This window comes from Caulobacter sp. RHG1, from assembly GCF_013181195.1.
In the GTDB taxonomy this organism is placed as follows: domain Bacteria; phylum Pseudomonadota; class Alphaproteobacteria; order Caulobacterales; family Caulobacteraceae; genus Caulobacter.
The window spans coordinates 170,672-186,950 of the sequence record NZ_SMZP01000009.1 but is presented as its reverse complement, the minus strand read 5'-3'; the positions used below and the strand labels follow the sequence as shown (position 1 = coordinate 186,950).

Below are 16,279 nucleotides of genomic sequence, written 5' to 3'. Positions count from 1 at the left end.
GATCGCCCTAACGCTCGGATCCTGAAAAGGCGTCTTGTCTCCTCACCCCAACGAGGAGTTTCCCCATGAGCAAGACCTGGTTCATCACTGGCGCGGCCCGCGGCTTGGGCGCCGCCATCACCCGCGCCGCCTTGGCCGCAGGCGACCGCGTCGTCGTTACCGGCCGTAACCGCGCCGCCCTGGTCGAGGCCTTCGGCGAGAACAGCGACACCGTGCTGGCCCTGGCGCTGGACGTCACTGACGCGGCCCAGATCCAGGCCGCCGTCGACGCCGCCACGGCCCGCTTCGGCGGTATCGACGTACTGGTCAACAACGCTGGTTACGGTCACCTGGGGCTCTTCGAGGAGACCCTGGCCCAGGACGCCCGCACCCAGTTCGACACCAACGTGTTTGGCGTGTTCGACATGACCCGCGCTGTGTTGCCGGTGATGCGCGCCCAACGCTCGGGCCGCATCTTCAATGTCTCGTCGATCGGCGGCCTGGCCGGCGGCGCGAGCGGCTCGATCTATTGCGCCTCCAAGTTCGCGGTCGAAGGCTTCTCGGAGTCGCTGGCCGATGAGGTCAAGGGCTTCGGCATCCACGTGACCATCGTCGAGCCGGGCTTCTTCCGCACCGACTTCCTGGACTCCTCGTCGGTGCGCCACACCGACAATCCGATCGCCGACTATGCCGAGGCCTCGGCCGCGATCCGGGCTTTCTACGACGCGCGCAGCCATAACCAGGCGGGTGATCCGGCCAAGCTGGGCCAGGCGCTGGTCGCCCTGGCCAGCGCCGACCAACCGCCCATCCGTTGGGCCGCCGGCACGGACGCCATCGGCGTGGTCGAGGCCAAGGCGGCGGGCCTGCAGGCCGAACTGAACGCCTGGCGCGACCTCTCGGCCTCGACCGACGGCGACTTCGCCTTCCGCGAGGAGCCGCAGACCGAGATGGCCTGGAGCTAGGGCCTGAAGCCGAACACCAGCATCTGGCCGCGCTGGTGCGGATCGAAGTTGTCGTCGGCGAACAGGACGAGCGAACGCTCGCCGGTCGACAGCTTCGGTCCCCAGGCCATGGCCTCGAGGTTGGTCGGCGGCGTGTTGGGCAGGCGATCGAAATTGACCAGCAGTCGCTTGGTCATCGGCCGCACGTCGCCGGCGGCCAGGCTGTCGCGGCCGGCGACATCCTCCGCCCCCGCGGTCTCGGCGAGATAAAGCCGGCAGAGGAAGACAAAGCGCCCCTCCCCGTCCTCGACGCCGGATCGTTCCAGCACCAGCAGGCGGCGATCGTCCACCGCCAGGATCTCGCTGACGCCGTTGTCGCTGCGCTTGACCGGCGCGGCCTGCACGGGGTCGAGACGATAGGCGTATTGGGCCGAGACTTGGCCTTCGCGATCCAGCCGGGTGATCCGCGTGAGCCCGCCATTAGAAACCGCGGGCGCGGGGCCGTCCTGGATCAACGGCGCCTCCATGGCCAGCCACAGCCAGCGGCCGTCCGGCGAGAAGCTCAGCCCCTCGAAGGTCTGGTTGATGCGCGCGCCCTTGGTCTTGGCCGGATCGAACCGAAAGGCTGCCGGCGTTGGGATCGCGCCCCTAGCCGCGCCGTCGCGGTCCATCCGGCGGATCGACGGATCGAACCCACGCGGGGCGTCGCCTTCGCTGCTCCAGACGAGGTCGCCTGTCCTTGGGTTGATCCGCAAAGCCTCGGCGTCCGCGCGTTCACCCTCGCCAGCGGTCGATGGGAACGTCGAACCGTCTTCTCGCCGCAGCGGAATTTGCTTCTCCACGCGCAGGCCCCGCACGCCCCTCGCATCGTAGTCCAGGCTCCCGACGAAGAACCGGGCCGGCGCCTTGTCCGAGCGGTCGTCGGAGATCATCAGCCAGCGGCCGGTCTCGCGATCGTAGTCGACGCCCGAAATGCCGCCGAACGGCGCGCCGTCGACCACAATGTCTTTGGGAACGTCCAGCGCTCCGACGAGGCGGAGGTCCGGTGCGGCCAGCAAGGCCGCCGCCAGCAGCGCCGCGATCACGACTTCGGCCCCGTCACCGACTCCCGCGCCACCAGCTCGACATTGAACACCACCCGTCGGCGCGGCTCGCTTCGGTTGGTGATGCGGCGCACCAGGGTCTCGACAGCGGCGGCGGCCATATCCTCCACGGGCATGTCGATCGTGGTCAGGGCCGGCGTGTGCAGCTGCGCCCAGGGAATGTCGTCGAAGCCGATCACCGAGACGTCGTCAGGCACGACAAGGCCCATCGAGCGGATATGGCGCATGGCGCCGATGGCGATCAAATCTGCGCCGGCGATCACGGCGGTGGCCGTCCGGGTCTCCAGCGCCGCCGCCACGGCCGGCTCCAGGTCCAAAGAGAAGGCGTTGTTGACATGCCAGGTCAGATTGGCCTTCTCGCGCACCGTGGCGATCGCCCCCTCGGCCCGCTGGCGGGCGCTGGAGGCCGCATGCGGGCCGGAAATGACGCCGATGTTGGTGTGGCCGGCTGCGATCAGATGCTCGGCCGCTAGCCGGCCGCCATCGGCATAGTCGGCCTGGATGACGTCGTAGCCCGGCAGGTTACGGTCCAGCACCACGGTCGGCACGCCTTCGATCAGGCGCCCCACGGGACCGTCGTCGGCGATCGGGAACCAGATGACCCCGTCGACGCCGTGGTCGACCATCAGGCTGACGGCCTGCTGTTCGGCCTCGGGCGAGCCTTCGGTGTCGGTCAGGAACACACTGTAGCCAGCCGCCCGCGCCGCCTGGATCACCACCTGGGCCAGGCTGGGGAAGAACGGGTTGGTCAGGTCAGGCACGATCAGGCCGATAGCCCCGGTGCGCCCGGTCTTCATCGCCTTGGCGCTCTGGTTGGGGCGATAGCCCAGCTGGGCGGCGACCTTCAGGATATGCTCGCGCGTGGCCTCGCCCACCGAGCCGGCCCCGTTGATCGCGTAGGAGGCGCTGGCCAGCGAAACGCCGGCGGCCTTGGCGACCTCCTTGAGGGTCGCGCGCCGCGGGACGTCGTTGGGCGGGTCGGTCTTGGCCATGCGTCGGATTCCGTGTGCCCTCAGCACGTGAAACCTTTCATGGTCTAGGTCAACCCGCCCAAGCAGCCGTTAGAAGCGCGCCCGCACCGAGACGGTGTAGGTGCGCGGCATGCCGACGAAGTAGCGATCCAGAGTGCGGGCGTTTGGCGTCGCCGCCGTGTAGCCGAACTCGGGCTGGGTGGCGGTCGAGCCGCTGACCGCGCCGATGTACTCTTCGTCCAGCAGGTTATCGACGTTGAACTGGATGCGCAGGTCCGGTGCGCCCGCCCGCTTCCAGTCGTAGGTCGCCGTCAGACCGACCAGGGCGTAGCTGTCGAGCTTCTCGATCCCCAGTTCCTGGAAGATGGTCGGCGCGACCAGATGGCCGCCGACGCGCTCGCCCACATAGCGGACATTGGCGTCCAGCTTCACGCCCGCCAGCGGCTTCCAGCCGATCTGCCCAAAGAAGCTATCCTTGGGGATGTCGCGCACGCCAGCGCCGCCGATGATCGCCACCGAGGCCAGCGCCTTGCGGGCGTCGCTGCCCACGGCCGGGTTGTCGTGCTTGGCGTCCTGGCGCGAGTACGAGCCGTAGAGGTCGACAGGACCGAAGTCGTAATAGCCAGTCAGTTCGACGCCGCGGGTCTTGATGCCGGCGATGTTGACCGCCTTGGTCGCGACATTGCCACGGATGACTTCCTGCGGGTCGAGAACCGCCGTCGGATCGCGGGTGACGATGCCGACATTGTTCTTCAGGTCGACGTCATAGGCCTGGATCGAGAAGGCCATGTTCGGCTTGACGTAGCGCAGGCCGATGTCCAGGTTCTCGGTCGAGACCGGCGTAAGATCCTTGGGATTGATCACCGCCGTCGAGCCCAGGAAGGCGTCTTCGGGGATGCCGGCGAAGTTCTTGGCGTAGCCGCCGAACAGCTCCAGCGCCGGGGCCAGTTGGTAGGTCGCGCCGATCTTCGGATTGAGATCCGAATGCTGCGAGAACTTGACGTTGGCGCGGTACTCCAGCGGCGACTTGGCGTCGTATTTGACGTTGTACCAGGTGACGCCGAGAGCCACCTTCAGCTTGTCGTCGAGGGCGCGGAACTCGTCCTGGGCGTACAGCATGGTCGTCTCGACCGTGGCCGAACGCTCGTACTCCACATAGTTCAGCTTCGAGCGGTCATAGGTGGTGCTCACGGCCGAATTGAAGATCGGGAAGAAGTTGCGCTTCTCCGTGGAGTCGCCGCCTTCCCACCAGCCGCCGAAGCGCAAGGCATGAGCGCCGAACCGGGCCTTCATCTCGCCGGTGACGCCGTAGCGGTCGCGATCGCGCGGGGTGACGCGCATGTCGGCCGGACCGCCGACGACGTTGCTGTTGCGCAGGGTAGTCAGGGTCGGGCGCACCGCCCCACCGTTGGCGTTGTAGCCGGTCACCGCGCGCGGATCGCCGCCCGTGAGGATGCGCTGGCGATCCTGGTAGCGGAACGACTCGCCCTTGAGGTTCTGGTAGTAGGGATTGACGTCGAAGCTGATCGCGTCGCTCAGCACGATGTGCGCGTTGGCATAGCCCAGCCAGTCCTTGCGCCAGCCGCCCAGCGCGCCGCCAAAGTCGATGTCGCGGGCCGGAATGCCGGTCAGAGCGTCCAGCGCCCGGTCGCTGCGCGGCGCGGCCTCGAACTCGCCCTTGGTGACGATGTTGAAGTCGTTGTCGGTCTGCTCGTTGTACGAAACGCGGGCCTTCAGGAACGAGCCGTTGTCGAAGTCCTTCACGACCTTCAGCTCGTAGTGATCACGCTCCGAACCGCGGCTCTTGCGGCCGGTCCAGACGTCGTTCTCCTGGTGCGACAGCGTGAAGTAGCCCGACAGGCCCGGCGCGATCTCGCCGCTGTCGATACGGCCGTACAGCCGCTGGAAGTTGAACGAGCCGACGCCGCCCTCGATCGTCGCGCCGAAGGTCTTGCGCGGGGCGTCGGTGACGAAGTCGATGAAGCCGCCCAGAGCAAAGCGCGACGGCGCGCCGATGTCGCCTGCGCTTTGCGAGACGTTGATCCGGCCGATGTTGCTGCTTTCGATGAAGCGCTGCGGCGGCGAGCCGCCGTTGAAGCGGCTGTCGCCGGTGGGAATGCCGTCCAGGGTCAGGCCGATCTGCTCGTCGCCCAGGCCGCGCATGTAGATCTCGAACGAGAAGCTGCCGCCGCGGGCGTCGCCGGTCGAGACCTGCACGCCCGGAACCTTGACCAGGACCTGGGTGATCTCCGCGCCCAGCGGACGCTCCTGGATGTCCTCGGCGCCGACCGCGAAGGTGGCGCGGGTCAGGCCCGAGCCGAAGCGCTCGGCGGTGACCACAACTTCTTCAAGGGTGTCAGCGGTCGGCGCGGCCTGCTGCGCCATGGCCGGCGCGGCCATGACCAGGAACAGTGCGCTCGAAACCAGCCAAGTGGACGTCTTCATGCTCGGGCCCCCTTAAGGCGGATCCGCCGTGGCGGATGTCGGTACTGATTTAGTGAAACGTTTCATATTCAAGTTCAATGACAATTTCATCACAGACCGCCAGGATGATCTGGACGCCCAATCACACATCACCCTTTGCTATTATGAGACATTTCCAAGCGGAGCGCTGATCGCCCCGCATGCAGCGCCCCCAAACCACACCGGCCAGCGTCAGTAATTTCGCCATATTTCCTTGAAACGTTTCACTCTATATCCTGACGCCGAACGTCGTCGGAGGGGACATGCTGGTCAATGAAACCGCGCGGGCGCTGCTGGGCCTCGTCGTGTTCCTGGTCCTGGGCTGGCTGCTGTCGGAGAACAAGCGCGCCCTGCCCTGGCGCGCCGTGCTGGTCGGCTTGTCGTGTCAGATCGGCCTAGCCTTGCTGCTGACCAAGGTCCCGGCGATCACCGCCGCCTTCGCCGCCGCCACCCATGCCGTCGACGCCCTGCAGGCGGCCTCGCGCGCGGGCTCCAGCTTCATGTTCGGCTATCTGGGCGGCGGCCGCGCGCCGTTCAGCGTCGAGGATCCCGGCGCGGCCTTCATCTTCGCCTTCCAGGCCCTGCCAGCCATCCTGCTGGTCGGAGCGCTGTCGGCCCTGCTGTGGCACTGGAAGGTGCTGATCTGGATCGTTCGCGGCGCGGCCTGGGCGTTCGGCAAGCTGTTCGGGGTCAGCGGCCCGGTCGGGGTCTCGACCTCGGCCTGCGTGTTCCTAGGCATGGTCGAGGCGCCGCTGCTGATTAAGCCGTTCCTGCCGCGCCTGTCGCGCGCCGAGATCTTCATCATCATGGTCGACGGCCTGTCGGTGATCGGCGGCTCGATGATGATCGTGCTGGGCTCGTTGATCTCGGCCAAGGTGCCCAACGCCTTCAGCCACCTGCTGATCGCTTCGCTGATCAGCACACCGATGGCGATCGGCATGGCGCGCCTGATCATTCCGGGCGCGGCCTCTTCCGAGACCCACGAGCCCATCGTGCTCGCCAGCCCATATCGCAGCAGCCTGGAGGCCGTGACTTTCGGCACCTTGGACGCGGTGAAGATGGTGCTGAACATCGCCGGCCTGCTGGTGGTGTTCGTCGGCTTGATCGCCCTGATCAATATGGGCCTGGGCGCCCTGCCTCACGCCGGAACGCCCCTGACGCTGGGCGCGATCCTGGGCTGGCTGCTGACCCCGATCGTCTGGCTGACCGGCGCGCCGCTGGGCGAGCTGCAGACCGTCGGGGCGATCCTGGGGACCAAGGTGGCCGCCAACGAGGTCGTGGCCTACAGCGACATGATGGCCCTGCCGCCCGGCGCGCTCAGCGAGAAAAGCCTGCTGATCCTGACCTACGCCCTGGGCAGCTTCGGCAATGTCGGCAGCGTCGCCATCCTGATCGGCAGCCTGTCGGCCATGGCCCCGGAAAAGGTCGGCGAGGTGGTCGAGCTAGGCTTCAAGGCCTTGGCCGCCTCGTTCTTGACCATCTGCATGACGGCCACGCTGATGGGGATCATTGGCGGGTAGACAGCAGGACGCCCGCCGCCGCGATCCCAGCCTCGGCGGACGTGCGGGGCGAGCCGCCGACGATCAGCGCGGCCAGGGCCGCGCCGGCGAAGGTGTCGCCCGCGCCGGTGGCGTCGTCGACCTCGAGCGCCTCGACGGGCAGATCCAGAACCACGCCGCCCGCCTCGATCCGGACCCCGTCGGCGCCGCGAGTCTCGAACAGGATCTGGCCATGGGGTGCGTGTCCGTCGCGCCCAGCCTCCAGCCAGGCGCGTTCGCCGGCGTTGCAGAACACCACATCGGCGCGACCTGTCAGCTGCGCGACGAGATCAGGCGGGAAGCAGGCCGGATCGTCCTTGGCGATCCAGGCCAGGCGCGCGGTTGGCGGCAAGACATGCAGCAGGCGGCGCAGCAGCCCCGCCGGCCCCGCCGCGATGACCAGCCACGTCGCGGCATGGGCCAGTCGCACCTGCGCTTCGGTCAGCTCGGCGGGCCCAGGCCGCAGCAGGCAGCCATAGGTCCCATCGGCGTTGTAGATCAGCAGGCAGCGGGTCGAGGATGCGCCGGACTGAACGGCGACACCGTCCAGCGAAACCCCCGCCGCGCGGCAAGCCGCGAGGTAGGCCTCACCGTCGCAGTCGTCGCCGACCCAGGTCAGGGGCGCGGCGGCCACGTCCGCCTTTGCCAGCGCAGCGCTGGCATAGAGCGCCGCCCCGCCGGCCCGCGGCCACGCGTCGTCGGCGCCCTGACGCATGAGCAGCGTGCCGCGCCCGGTGAAGTCGCCCTCGACCCGCGCCACATAGTCGATCGTCGCGAAACCCGCGACCACCACCGGTCCCGTCATGCCGTCCCATCCTCGGAAGCTCGCTTGACTGAAACGTTTCACTTGCTAATTTGCAAGGACAATCTGGACCCGGACCATCCCATGCAGCCCCCCGTCTTCATCGCCTTCACCGGCGTCGATCGCCTCGACCTGCTGCCTGGGATGAAGGCGCTGTCGGCGCGCTATCCGATCGAGTGGGGCGTTCTGGTCGATGCGGCGCAGGAAGGCGAAAGCGCCCTCTTTCCGGAAGCGACGGTGCGTGACGCCCTGCTGGCCGAGCGCGACCTGCGCTGGGCGGCGCACGTGTGCGGCGAGGCCGCCCGCGCGATCGTCGCCGACCCGCTGACCGGGCCCCTTCCCCCCGGCGGCGTCCAGCGGGTACAGGTCAATCACAGCTTCAAGGGCAGCACCCCGGCCCAGGCCGCCGCGTCGCGCGACTATGGTCGCCGCACGGGCGTGCGGACGGTGCTGCAGTGCTCGGCCGCCTTCCCGCTGGCCCAGACCGGCGTCGACTGGCTTTACGACGTCTCGTTCGGCACGGGCATGCGCCCAGACCGTTGGCCCGCTCCGCCGCAGGCCGAGGGTCCGTTCTGCGGCTATTCCGGCGGCATCGGTCCCGACACCGTCGAGGACGTCTTGGCCCGCATCGCTGCTCCGGACGGCGCGCTCTACTGGATCGACATGGAGTCGGGCGTGCGCACCGACGGCCTGCTCGACCTAGCCAAGTGCGAAGCCGTGTGCCGCGCGGTCTACGGATGAGCCACGCGCCCCGGCTGGTGATCCTCGACACCGATCCCGGCGTCGACGACGCCCTGGCCCTGCTCTATCTGCGCGCCCGACCCGAGCTGACGCTGCTGGCGATCACTACCGTGTTCGGCAACGCCGACGTCGAGACCACCACCCGCAACGCCCTCTATCTGCGCCAGCGCCTGGGACTGGACGTTCCGGTCTACCGGGGAGCCGCCGCGCCGCTGCAGGGCCCGCGTGGACCTTCGCCGTTGCATGTGCATGGCGAGAATGGCCTGGGCGATCTGGATCTCGGCGACTTTATAGCGCCTCCCGTCGATCCGGGCGCAGCGCACGAGCGCATCCTCGAGGCCGTTCGCGCTCACCCTGGGGCCGTCACCCTCGTCGCCATCGGCCCGCTGACCAACCTGGCCCTGGCCCTGCGCGCGGCGCCGGACATCGCCCGGCAGGTCGCCGAGGTGGTGATCATGGGCGGCGCGTTCGGTGGCGGCAACGTCACGCCCTACGCCGAAGCTAACATCCACAACGATCCAGACGCCGCCGCCGCGGTGTTTGCCGCCGACTGGCCCATAACGCTCGTCCCGCTCGATGCGACGATGTCGTGCGTCCTCTCGAACGCAGCCGCCGCTTCGCTCGCCCACACGGCCGGCGACGGCGGACGGCTGGCCCACGACGTCTCGCGCGGCTACGCGGCCGCCTATGCCGAGCACGAGGGCCTGGACGGCTGCGTGCTGCACGACGTGGCGGCGCTGGCCTGGCTGGTTCGGCCGGATCTGTTCGAGGCTCACGAAGGGCCGGTGACCATCACCTTGGATAAAGAACGCCGAGGGCAAAGCCTTCGCACAAACGCACCTTCAAACGTCCAGACCTGCCTAGCCGCCTGTGGACAAACGCTGGCCGCGCACTTCGTCGAAAGCCTTCAGGGCTCGACCAGCCGGTAGCCGATCCCCGGCTCGGTCAGGATCAGGCGCGGGTGCGAGGGCTCGGTTTCCAGCTTCTGGCGCAGCTGGCCGATGAAAACCCGCAGGTACTGCGAGTCCTGGGCGTGAGAAGCGCCCCACACCGCGACCAGCAGCTCCTTCTGCGTCAGCACCTTGCCCGGGCTCGTCGCCAGACGCGCCAGCAGAGCGTATTCCTTGGGCGACAGACCGACCTTCTCGCCGGCGCGGGTCACTAGGCGCTTGTCCAGGTCGATCTCGACCTCGCCCAGGCGGATCGGCCCTAGCGGGCCGGCCGCCTTGCCCGTGTGTCTCAGCGCGGCCCGCAAGCGCGCCAGCAGCTCGCCGACCCCGAACGGCTTTTCGACATAGTCGTTGGCCCCCTTGTCCAGGGCCTCGATCTTCTCGACCTCGCGGTCGCGGGCCGACAGGATCAGGATCGGACCGTCATAGAAGGCCCGCGCCTTTTCCAGCACCTGCTTGCCGTCCATGTCGGGCAAACCCAGGTCCAGCACCACCGCGTCCGGCGACCACAGGGCCACGGCGCGCAGGCCCTCCTGGCCGCTGTCGGCGCGCAGCGGCTCGTAGCCCGCCGCGTCCAGGGCAGGACCCAGGAAGCGGTGAATCTGCGGCTCGTCGTCGATGACGAGGATGCGCTGGCGCGGGTCGCTGCTCATGGCGCCGTTCATAGCAGATCGTGCGGCGTGGCGATGGTCTTGGGCAGGCTGATCAGCATGCGCGTGCCGCGGCCGTCGTGGATCGGGCTGGCGGCGGCGATGCGCCCGCCCATGGCGTCGATGAAGCCCTTGGCGATGGCCAAACCCAGGCCCGCGCCCTGGCTCCGATCGCTGGGCTCTTCCATGCGGCGGAACTTGTCGAAGATCCGCTCCAGCTCGGCCGGCGGCACGCCCCGGCCCTCGTCCTCGATGCTGATCACGACATTGCCGCGATCCTCGTAGGCGGCCAGCTCGATCCGGCTGCCGTCGGCGCTGTAGGCGATGGCGTTTTCCAGAATGTTGACAACGACTTGCTCGAGCAGGCTCGCGTCGATCCGCACCATGGAAAGACGATCCGGATAGTCCCGCGACAGGGGACGCTGGCCCAATCGCCGCTCCACCCGTTGGGCCGCCGCGTTGAGCACATCGCGGACGTCGGTCCAGTCGGTGCGCAGCCGCAAGGCCCCGCCTTCCAGCCGGGTCATATCCAGCAGGTTGGCGACATAGCGACTGAGACGCTCGGCCTCCTCGCGGATGCTGACCAGCAGGTCCTGGCGCACCGCCTTGCTCATCTTGTCGCCGAGCTCGAGCAGGGTGCTGGAGGCGCCCAGCACCGTCGACAGCGGCGTGCGCAGATCGTGGCTGACCGAGTTCATCAGGGCCGAGCGGAAGCGATCGGCGCGGCGCAGGGTCTCGGTCTCCAGCGCCTCGGTCGCCAGTTGCGAGCGCTCCAGCGCCACCGCGCCCTGCTCCAGCAGCGCCATGATCAGCGGCTCCTGGTCCGCGCCCGCGCCGGCCTCGACGGCGGCCACGCCGGCGCGGGCGCGCACGCCCTCCAGCGGCCAGAACGTCCATCGCGCCTGAGGCAGGGTTCCAGTGCCGAAGCCGGCGGCCTCGCCCTTCTCCCAGGCCCAGCGGGCGGCGGCCATCTGGGCGGCGTCCAGCGCTTCCAGGCTGGGCGAGCCAGCGAAGGGCGCGATCTCGCCGTTCTCGGGAAGCAGGACCAGCGCCCGTCCACCGGCGGCGGCCGCGACCTGCTCGGCCAGGGCCTGGGCGACGGCGTCTCGCCCCGTGGCGGCCGATAGCGTCCGACTAGCCGCCAGCAAGGTGGTCACGGCGGCGGCGCGGCGCTGCGAGCCCAAGGCCTGGTCGCGGACCCGACCCGCGAGCCCGCCCGACGCCAGGGCCACGGCCCAGAACACCACCAGGGTGATGAAGTCGGTCGGCGCCCCAATCGCCAGGCTGTAGCGCGGGGCCAGGAACAGATAGTTGTAGACGAGGAAGGCCACGGTCGCCGCCGCCAGGGCGGGCCTCAGGCCATGCAGCACGCCGGCGGCCAGCACCGCGGCCAGGAAGATCATCCCCAGGTCGACGCGGTCGAAGGCCACGTCCAGGCCCCAGGCGGCCAGGGTCGCGGCGGCCACGAACAGCGCCCCGACCGCATAGCCTTGCCAGCGACCCAGCCCGAGCGCTCGCACCGGTCGCGGCTCGCGCTCGTGCGTCGCCTCGGTGACCACATGGACCGCGACGCCGCGCGCCTCGCGCAGCAGGGCGGCGGCCAGCGAGCGGCCCAGGACCTCGCGCCAGCGGCTCTCGACCGACTTGCCCAGCACGATCTGCGTGACGTTGTTGCGGCGGGCATAAGCCATCACGGTCGCGACGATGTCGCCGCCGGTCAGGGCCACGGTCGAACCGCCCAGTTGCTCTGCCAAGCGGTAGGCCTCGCGCACCCGGGCGGCGCTGCCCTCCCCGGCCGCCGGCCGATCGGTGCGTTCGACATGAGCGACGATCCAGGGAGCGTCCATCATCATGTCCGACAGCCGCCGGCCGGTCCGCACCAACGCTCCGGCCATGGCGTCGCCGCCGACCAGCACCAAGATCCGCTCGCCCGCCGCCCAGGGTCCCTCGACGCCCCGCTCGCGCATCGCCGCGACCAGCTGGTCGTCGACCGTCTGGGCCGCGCGGCGCAAGGCCAGTTCGCGCAGCGCCGTCAGGTTCTCGACCTTGAAGAAGTTCTCCGAGGCCAGGCGCGCGGTCTCGGGGACATAGACCTTGCCGGCCGCCATCCGCTCGCGCAGTTCGTCGGGCGTGATGTCCACGAACTCGATGGCGTCGGCGCGCGACAGGGCGCTGTCGGGAACGGTCTCGCGCTGGCGCACGCCGGTGATGCGCTGGACGACGTCGACCAGGCTCTCCAGGTGCTGGACGTTCAGGGTGGTCCAGACGTCGATGCCGGCCGCCAGCAGTTCCTCGACATCCTGCCAGCGCTTGGGATGGCGCGAGCCCGTCGCGTTGGAGTGGGCGTATTCGTCCACCAGCAGGATCGCCGGCTTGCGCTGCAGCGCCGCGTCGAGGTCGAACTCCATCTGCACGCGGCCGCCGTGCTCAATCGGCCGGCGCGGCATGACCTCCATGTCGCGCAACAGGCTCTCGGTCTCGCGGCGGCCGTGGGTCTCGACCAGGCCGATCAGGACGTCCTTGCCCTGCGCCTTGCGGCGACGGGCGGCGCGCAGCATCTCGTAGGTCTTGCCCACGCCCGGCGCCATGCCCAGAAACACCTTGAGGCGCCCCCGGCTCGCCTTGTTGGCGGCGGCCAGGAGCGCCTCTGGGTCGGGCCTTTTTGGCTCGCCCGTCAACGAAGTTACCCGCCTTTCGGGAAGCGAGCGTCGAGCGCCCGGTTCAGCGCCAGGACGTTGACCCGCGGCTGACCGATGAAGCCCAGTAGCGGCGGCAGGACCTGGGCCTCGACTATCGCCGACACCTGTCCTTCCGGCACGCCGCGCGCCTTGGCGACACGTAGGATCTGGAAGCGGGCGTTGGCCGGCGAGATGTCCGGATCCAGGCCCGAGCCCGAGGTCGTCACCGCGTCGGCCGGGATGGCCGCGCCGGGGTTCTCGGCCCGCAGCGCGGTCGCATCGGCTTTCTCACGCTCGATCAGCTTTTCGTTCATCGGCCCCATGTTGGAGCCGCTGGAGGCGCTGGCGTCATAGCCGTTGCCGGCCGCCGATGGACGGCCATGGAAGTAGCCGGGCGCGGTGAAGACCTGGCCGATCAGGGCCGAACCGACCACCTTGCCGCCAGCGTCGCGGACCAGGCTGCCGCCGGCCTGAGCCGGAAAGGCCGCCTGGGCGACGCCAGTCACGGCCAATGGATAGGCCACGCCCAGCAGCGCGGTGAACAGGCCCATCGAAACCAGGGCCGGTCGCAGATGAGAGATCATTTCGAATCGTCCTTAGAAGCGCTTCGAAACGCCGACATACAGCTGAACGTCAGGCGTGTTCCGGTTCAAGCCGAAGTTGGCGCCGCCGTCCAGTTGCAGGGTCGGAGTGACGAGATAGGCGGCCGCAAAGTCGGCCGAGAACTGGGTGATCGTGTCGGCCGGATCGAAGTTGGTGAACGTCCACAGCTCGCCGATCAGGGTCAGCTTGGAGGTGACCGGGCGCGCCAGATTGATGGTGTTGGTCATCCCGGCGTGACGGCCGCTGCCATCGCTGTCCAGCAGCAGGTCGACCTGCGGATTGAAGGTCAGCACAGCGCCGTCCAGGGCGAAGCTGACCGGCAGGGCCACGCCGCCCTCGACCTTGTCATTGCCCAGGCCGCGGCTGGCGGTCGGAACCTTGACATAGGGGATCAGGGCGATGGTCGCCTTGCCCTGGGCATAGACCTGGGCCTTGTAACGGACCCAGACGTCGCCGACGCCGTCCAGCTTGTCGTCGACGCCGGGACCGCGGGTGCGGGCCTCGACATAGGGCGTCCAGGTGACCTGCAGGTCGCTCTTGTCGGTCAGGCCGACCTTGAGCGTCGTGGCGGCGATCGCGGTCGTGTCGGCCTTGACGCCGCCGACCTTGTTGCGGGTCCAGTTGACGCCGTCGGCCTCGACCTGCCAGGCGCCTTGCGGGACCGTGCAGACGGCGTTCGACTTGGTCGGGCGGTCCGTGCAGATCGGGGCTTCCTGGGCCGAGGCGGCGCCGTGGAAGGCGATGGCCGAAACCGTGGCCAGGGCGAGGAACGCGAACTTCGAGTTCATGGAAGGACTAGCTTTCAGAGGTTTGGAGCGGGGCATCAGGCCAGCCCCAGGGCCGACACCACGAGGTCGATCAGCTTGATGCCCACGAAGGGCGCGATCAGGCCGCCGATCCCGTAGAGGGTCAGGTTGCGCGACAAGAGCTTGCCGGCGCCGACGGCGCGGTACTTCACGCCCTTGAGGGCCAGCGGGATCAGGGCGACGATCACCAGGGCGTTGAAGATCACCGCCGACAGGATCGCGCTTTGCGGGCTGTGCAGGTTCATGATGTTCAGCGCGCCCAGGGCCGGCAGCGAGGCTACGAACATCGCCGGGATGATGGCGAAGTACTTGGCCACGTCGTTGGCGATCGAGAAGGTCGTCAGGGCGCCGCGGGTGATCAGCATCTGCTTGCCGACCTCGACGATCTCGATGACCTTGGTCGGGTCGCTGTCGAGATCGACCATGTTGCCGGCCTCGCGGGCCGCCTGCGCGCCGGTCTGCATGGCCACGCCGACATCCGCCTGAGCCAGAGCCGGGGCGTCGTTGGCGCCGTCGCCGCACATGGCGACCAGGCGCCCCTTGCCCTGCTCTTCCCGGATCAGCCGCAGCTTGTCCTCGGGGGTCGCTTCGGCCAGGAAGTCGTCGACGCCGGCTTCCGAGGCGATGGCGGCGGCGGTCACCGGGTTGTCGCCGGTGATCATCACTGTGCGCAGGCCCATGCGGCGCAGGTCGGCGAAGCGTTCCTTGACGCCCGGCTTGACCATGTCCTTCAGGTGGATGACGCCGACCAGGACGCCGTCCTCGCTGACCGCCAGCGGCGTGCCGCCCGAGCGGGCGATACGGTCGACGGCGGCGGCGATCTCGCCCGGAATGCTCTTGGGCTCCAGCGCCAGCGAACGATAGACGGCGTCGACTGCGCCCTTGCGCCAGCTGCGACCTTCGTGGTCCAGGCCCGACTGGCGGGTCTGGGCGGTGAACGGGATGGCTGTGGCGCCGGCCGGCTGCTCGACGATCAGGCCGCGACCACGGGCCAGCTCGACGATCGAACGGCCTTCCGGCGTCTCGTCGGCCAGCGAGGCGATCAGCGCCGCCTTCAGGGCCGCGTCGGGACGCACGCCGGGGGCCGGGACCACCTCGACCGCCATGCGGTTGCCGAAGGTGATGGTGCCGGTCTTGTCCAGCAGCAGGGTGTCGACGTCGCCGGCCGCTTCCACGGCCCGGCCCGAGGTGGCCAGGACATTGACCTTCAGCAGGCGGTCCATGCCGGCGATGCCGACGGCCGACAGCAGGCCGCCGATAGTCGTCGGAATGAGCGTGATGAACAGCGCGCCCAGCACCAGCGGATCCAGGACCACGCCCGAGAACCTGCCCAGGCCCAGCAGGGTCACCACCGCGATCAGGAAGATCAGGGTCAGGCCGGCCAAGAGCACGGCCAGGGCCACCTCGTTGGGCGTCTTGCGGCGATCGGCGCCCTCGACCATGGCGATCATGCGGTCGAGGAAGGTGTTGCCCGCCTCGGCGGTGACGCGGACCTTCAGCCAGTCGGAGACCACCGTGGTGCCGCCGGTGACGGCCGAGCGGTCGCCGCCGCTTTCACGGATCACCGGCGCGCTTTCGCCGGTGATCGCCGCCTCGTTGACGCTGGCCATGCCCTCGACGATCTCGCCGTCGGTCGGGATGACGTCGCCGGCCTCGACCAGAATGATCTCGCCCACGCCCAGCTTGTGGGCCGGGGTCGGGACGTAAGTCCCGGTCGTGGGATCGACCAGCAGCTTGGCCTTGGTCGTCACGCGGGTGGCGCGCAGGCTGTCGGCGGCGGCCTTGCCGCGCCCTTCGGCGACGGCTTCGGCCAGGTTGGCGAACAGCACGGTGGCCCACAGCCACAGCGCGATCTGGATGGCGAAGCCGGCCGGCTGCTGGGTGGCAACCGCCGCGACCGCCGAAACGGTCGACAGCAGGGCCACGATCCAGGTCGCGAAGATCACCGGATTGCCGGTGAGCTTGCGCGGGTCGAGCTTGAGGAAGGAGTCCTTGGCCGCGCGGGCCAGGACGGCGCTGGAAAGACCTCCAGCGCGGATGTCTACGACACTCAT

Annotated in this window: 13 protein-coding genes; 4 read left to right on the top strand and 9 right to left on the bottom strand. The window is 69.0% G+C overall.

All coding sequences use genetic code 11. The annotated features are described in order from the left end of the window. Positions 1-65: 65 nt before the first annotated feature. The gene (locus E1H18_RS22715) at positions 66-941 is read left to right on the top strand and encodes an oxidoreductase (protein WP_172273187.1); all 876 of its coding nucleotides are present in this window, start codon (positions 66-68) and stop codon (positions 939-941) included. On the opposite strand, the gene E1H18_RS22710 is transcribed toward E1H18_RS22715, so the two are convergent. The 3 genes from E1H18_RS22710 to E1H18_RS22700 form a co-directional block, all read right to left on the bottom strand. Next, complete coding sequence (locus E1H18_RS22710; protein WP_370526577.1) at positions 938-2,005, bottom strand: esterase-like activity of phytase family protein; 1,068 nt, start codon at positions 2,003-2,005, stop codon at positions 938-940. The genes E1H18_RS22715 and E1H18_RS22710 overlap by 4 nt on opposite strands. Next, entirely contained in the window at positions 2,002-3,015 is a 1,014-nt protein-coding gene (locus E1H18_RS22705) for a LacI family DNA-binding transcriptional regulator (RefSeq protein ID WP_172273184.1), read from the bottom strand. Before E1H18_RS22705 ends, E1H18_RS22710 begins: the two co-directional genes overlap by 4 nt. 69 nt (positions 3,016-3,084) lie before the next feature. Next, positions 3,085-5,439, bottom strand: a complete 2,355-nt coding sequence (locus E1H18_RS22700) for a TonB-dependent receptor (RefSeq protein ID WP_172273181.1) — start codon at positions 5,437-5,439, stop codon at positions 3,085-3,087. A gap of 281 nt (positions 5,440-5,720) precedes the next feature. Here E1H18_RS22700 and E1H18_RS22695 point away from each other — a divergent pair, with 281 nt between their 5' ends. Continuing rightward, positions 5,721-6,977 (top strand): NupC/NupG family nucleoside CNT transporter, encoded by a 1,257-nt coding sequence (locus E1H18_RS22695; RefSeq protein WP_172273178.1) that lies wholly within the window; start codon positions 5,721-5,723, stop codon positions 6,975-6,977. On the opposite strand, the gene E1H18_RS22690 is transcribed toward E1H18_RS22695, so the two are convergent. Further along, the gene (locus tag E1H18_RS22690; protein WP_172273175.1) at positions 6,964-7,800 is read right to left on the bottom strand and encodes a carbohydrate kinase family protein; all 837 of its coding nucleotides are present in this window, start codon (positions 7,798-7,800) and stop codon (positions 6,964-6,966) included. The two genes, E1H18_RS22695 and E1H18_RS22690, sit on opposite strands and share 14 nt — an antisense overlap. Before the next feature lie 81 nt (positions 7,801-7,881). On the opposite strand from E1H18_RS22690, the gene E1H18_RS22685 reads away from it, so the two are divergent. Together E1H18_RS22685 and E1H18_RS22680 are read left to right on the top strand one after the other, a co-directional pair. Beyond that, a complete protein-coding gene (locus tag E1H18_RS22685; RefSeq protein WP_172273172.1) occupies positions 7,882-8,538 on the top strand; it encodes a phosphoribosylanthranilate isomerase in 657 nt (218 codons plus the stop codon). Continuing rightward, complete coding sequence (locus E1H18_RS22680; protein WP_172273169.1) at positions 8,535-9,467, top strand: nucleoside hydrolase; 933 nt, start codon at positions 8,535-8,537, stop codon at positions 9,465-9,467. Before E1H18_RS22685 ends, E1H18_RS22680 begins: the two co-directional genes overlap by 4 nt. On the opposite strand, the gene E1H18_RS22675 is transcribed toward E1H18_RS22680, so the two are convergent. Genes E1H18_RS22675 through kdpB form a run of 5 tightly spaced genes read right to left on the bottom strand, consistent with a single transcriptional unit; the run spans position 9,446 to position 16,279 of the window. Next, positions 9,446-10,141: a winged helix-turn-helix domain-containing protein gene (locus E1H18_RS22675; protein ID WP_172273166.1), complete on the bottom strand. Its 696-nt coding sequence runs from the start codon at positions 10,139-10,141 to the stop codon at positions 9,446-9,448. The genes E1H18_RS22680 and E1H18_RS22675 overlap by 22 nt on opposite strands. Positions 10,142-10,149: 8 nt before the next feature. After that, entirely contained in the window at positions 10,150-12,816 is a 2,667-nt protein-coding gene (locus E1H18_RS22670; protein WP_172273163.1) for a sensor histidine kinase KdpD, read from the bottom strand. Positions 12,817-12,821: 5 nt separating this feature from the next. Beyond that, positions 12,822-13,400, bottom strand: a complete 579-nt coding sequence (gene kdpC, locus E1H18_RS22665; RefSeq protein WP_172273160.1) for a potassium-transporting ATPase subunit KdpC — start codon at positions 13,398-13,400, stop codon at positions 12,822-12,824. A 12-nt stretch (positions 13,401-13,412) separates the two neighbouring features. Further along, positions 13,413-14,207: a transporter gene (locus tag E1H18_RS22660; protein ID WP_172273157.1), complete on the bottom strand. Its 795-nt coding sequence runs from the start codon at positions 14,205-14,207 to the stop codon at positions 13,413-13,415. A 35-nt stretch (positions 14,208-14,242) separates the two neighbouring features. Next, on the bottom strand, positions 14,243-16,279 hold the full coding sequence (gene kdpB / locus E1H18_RS22655; RefSeq protein WP_172273154.1) for a potassium-transporting ATPase subunit KdpB: 2,037 nt from the start codon (positions 16,277-16,279) through the stop codon (positions 14,243-14,245).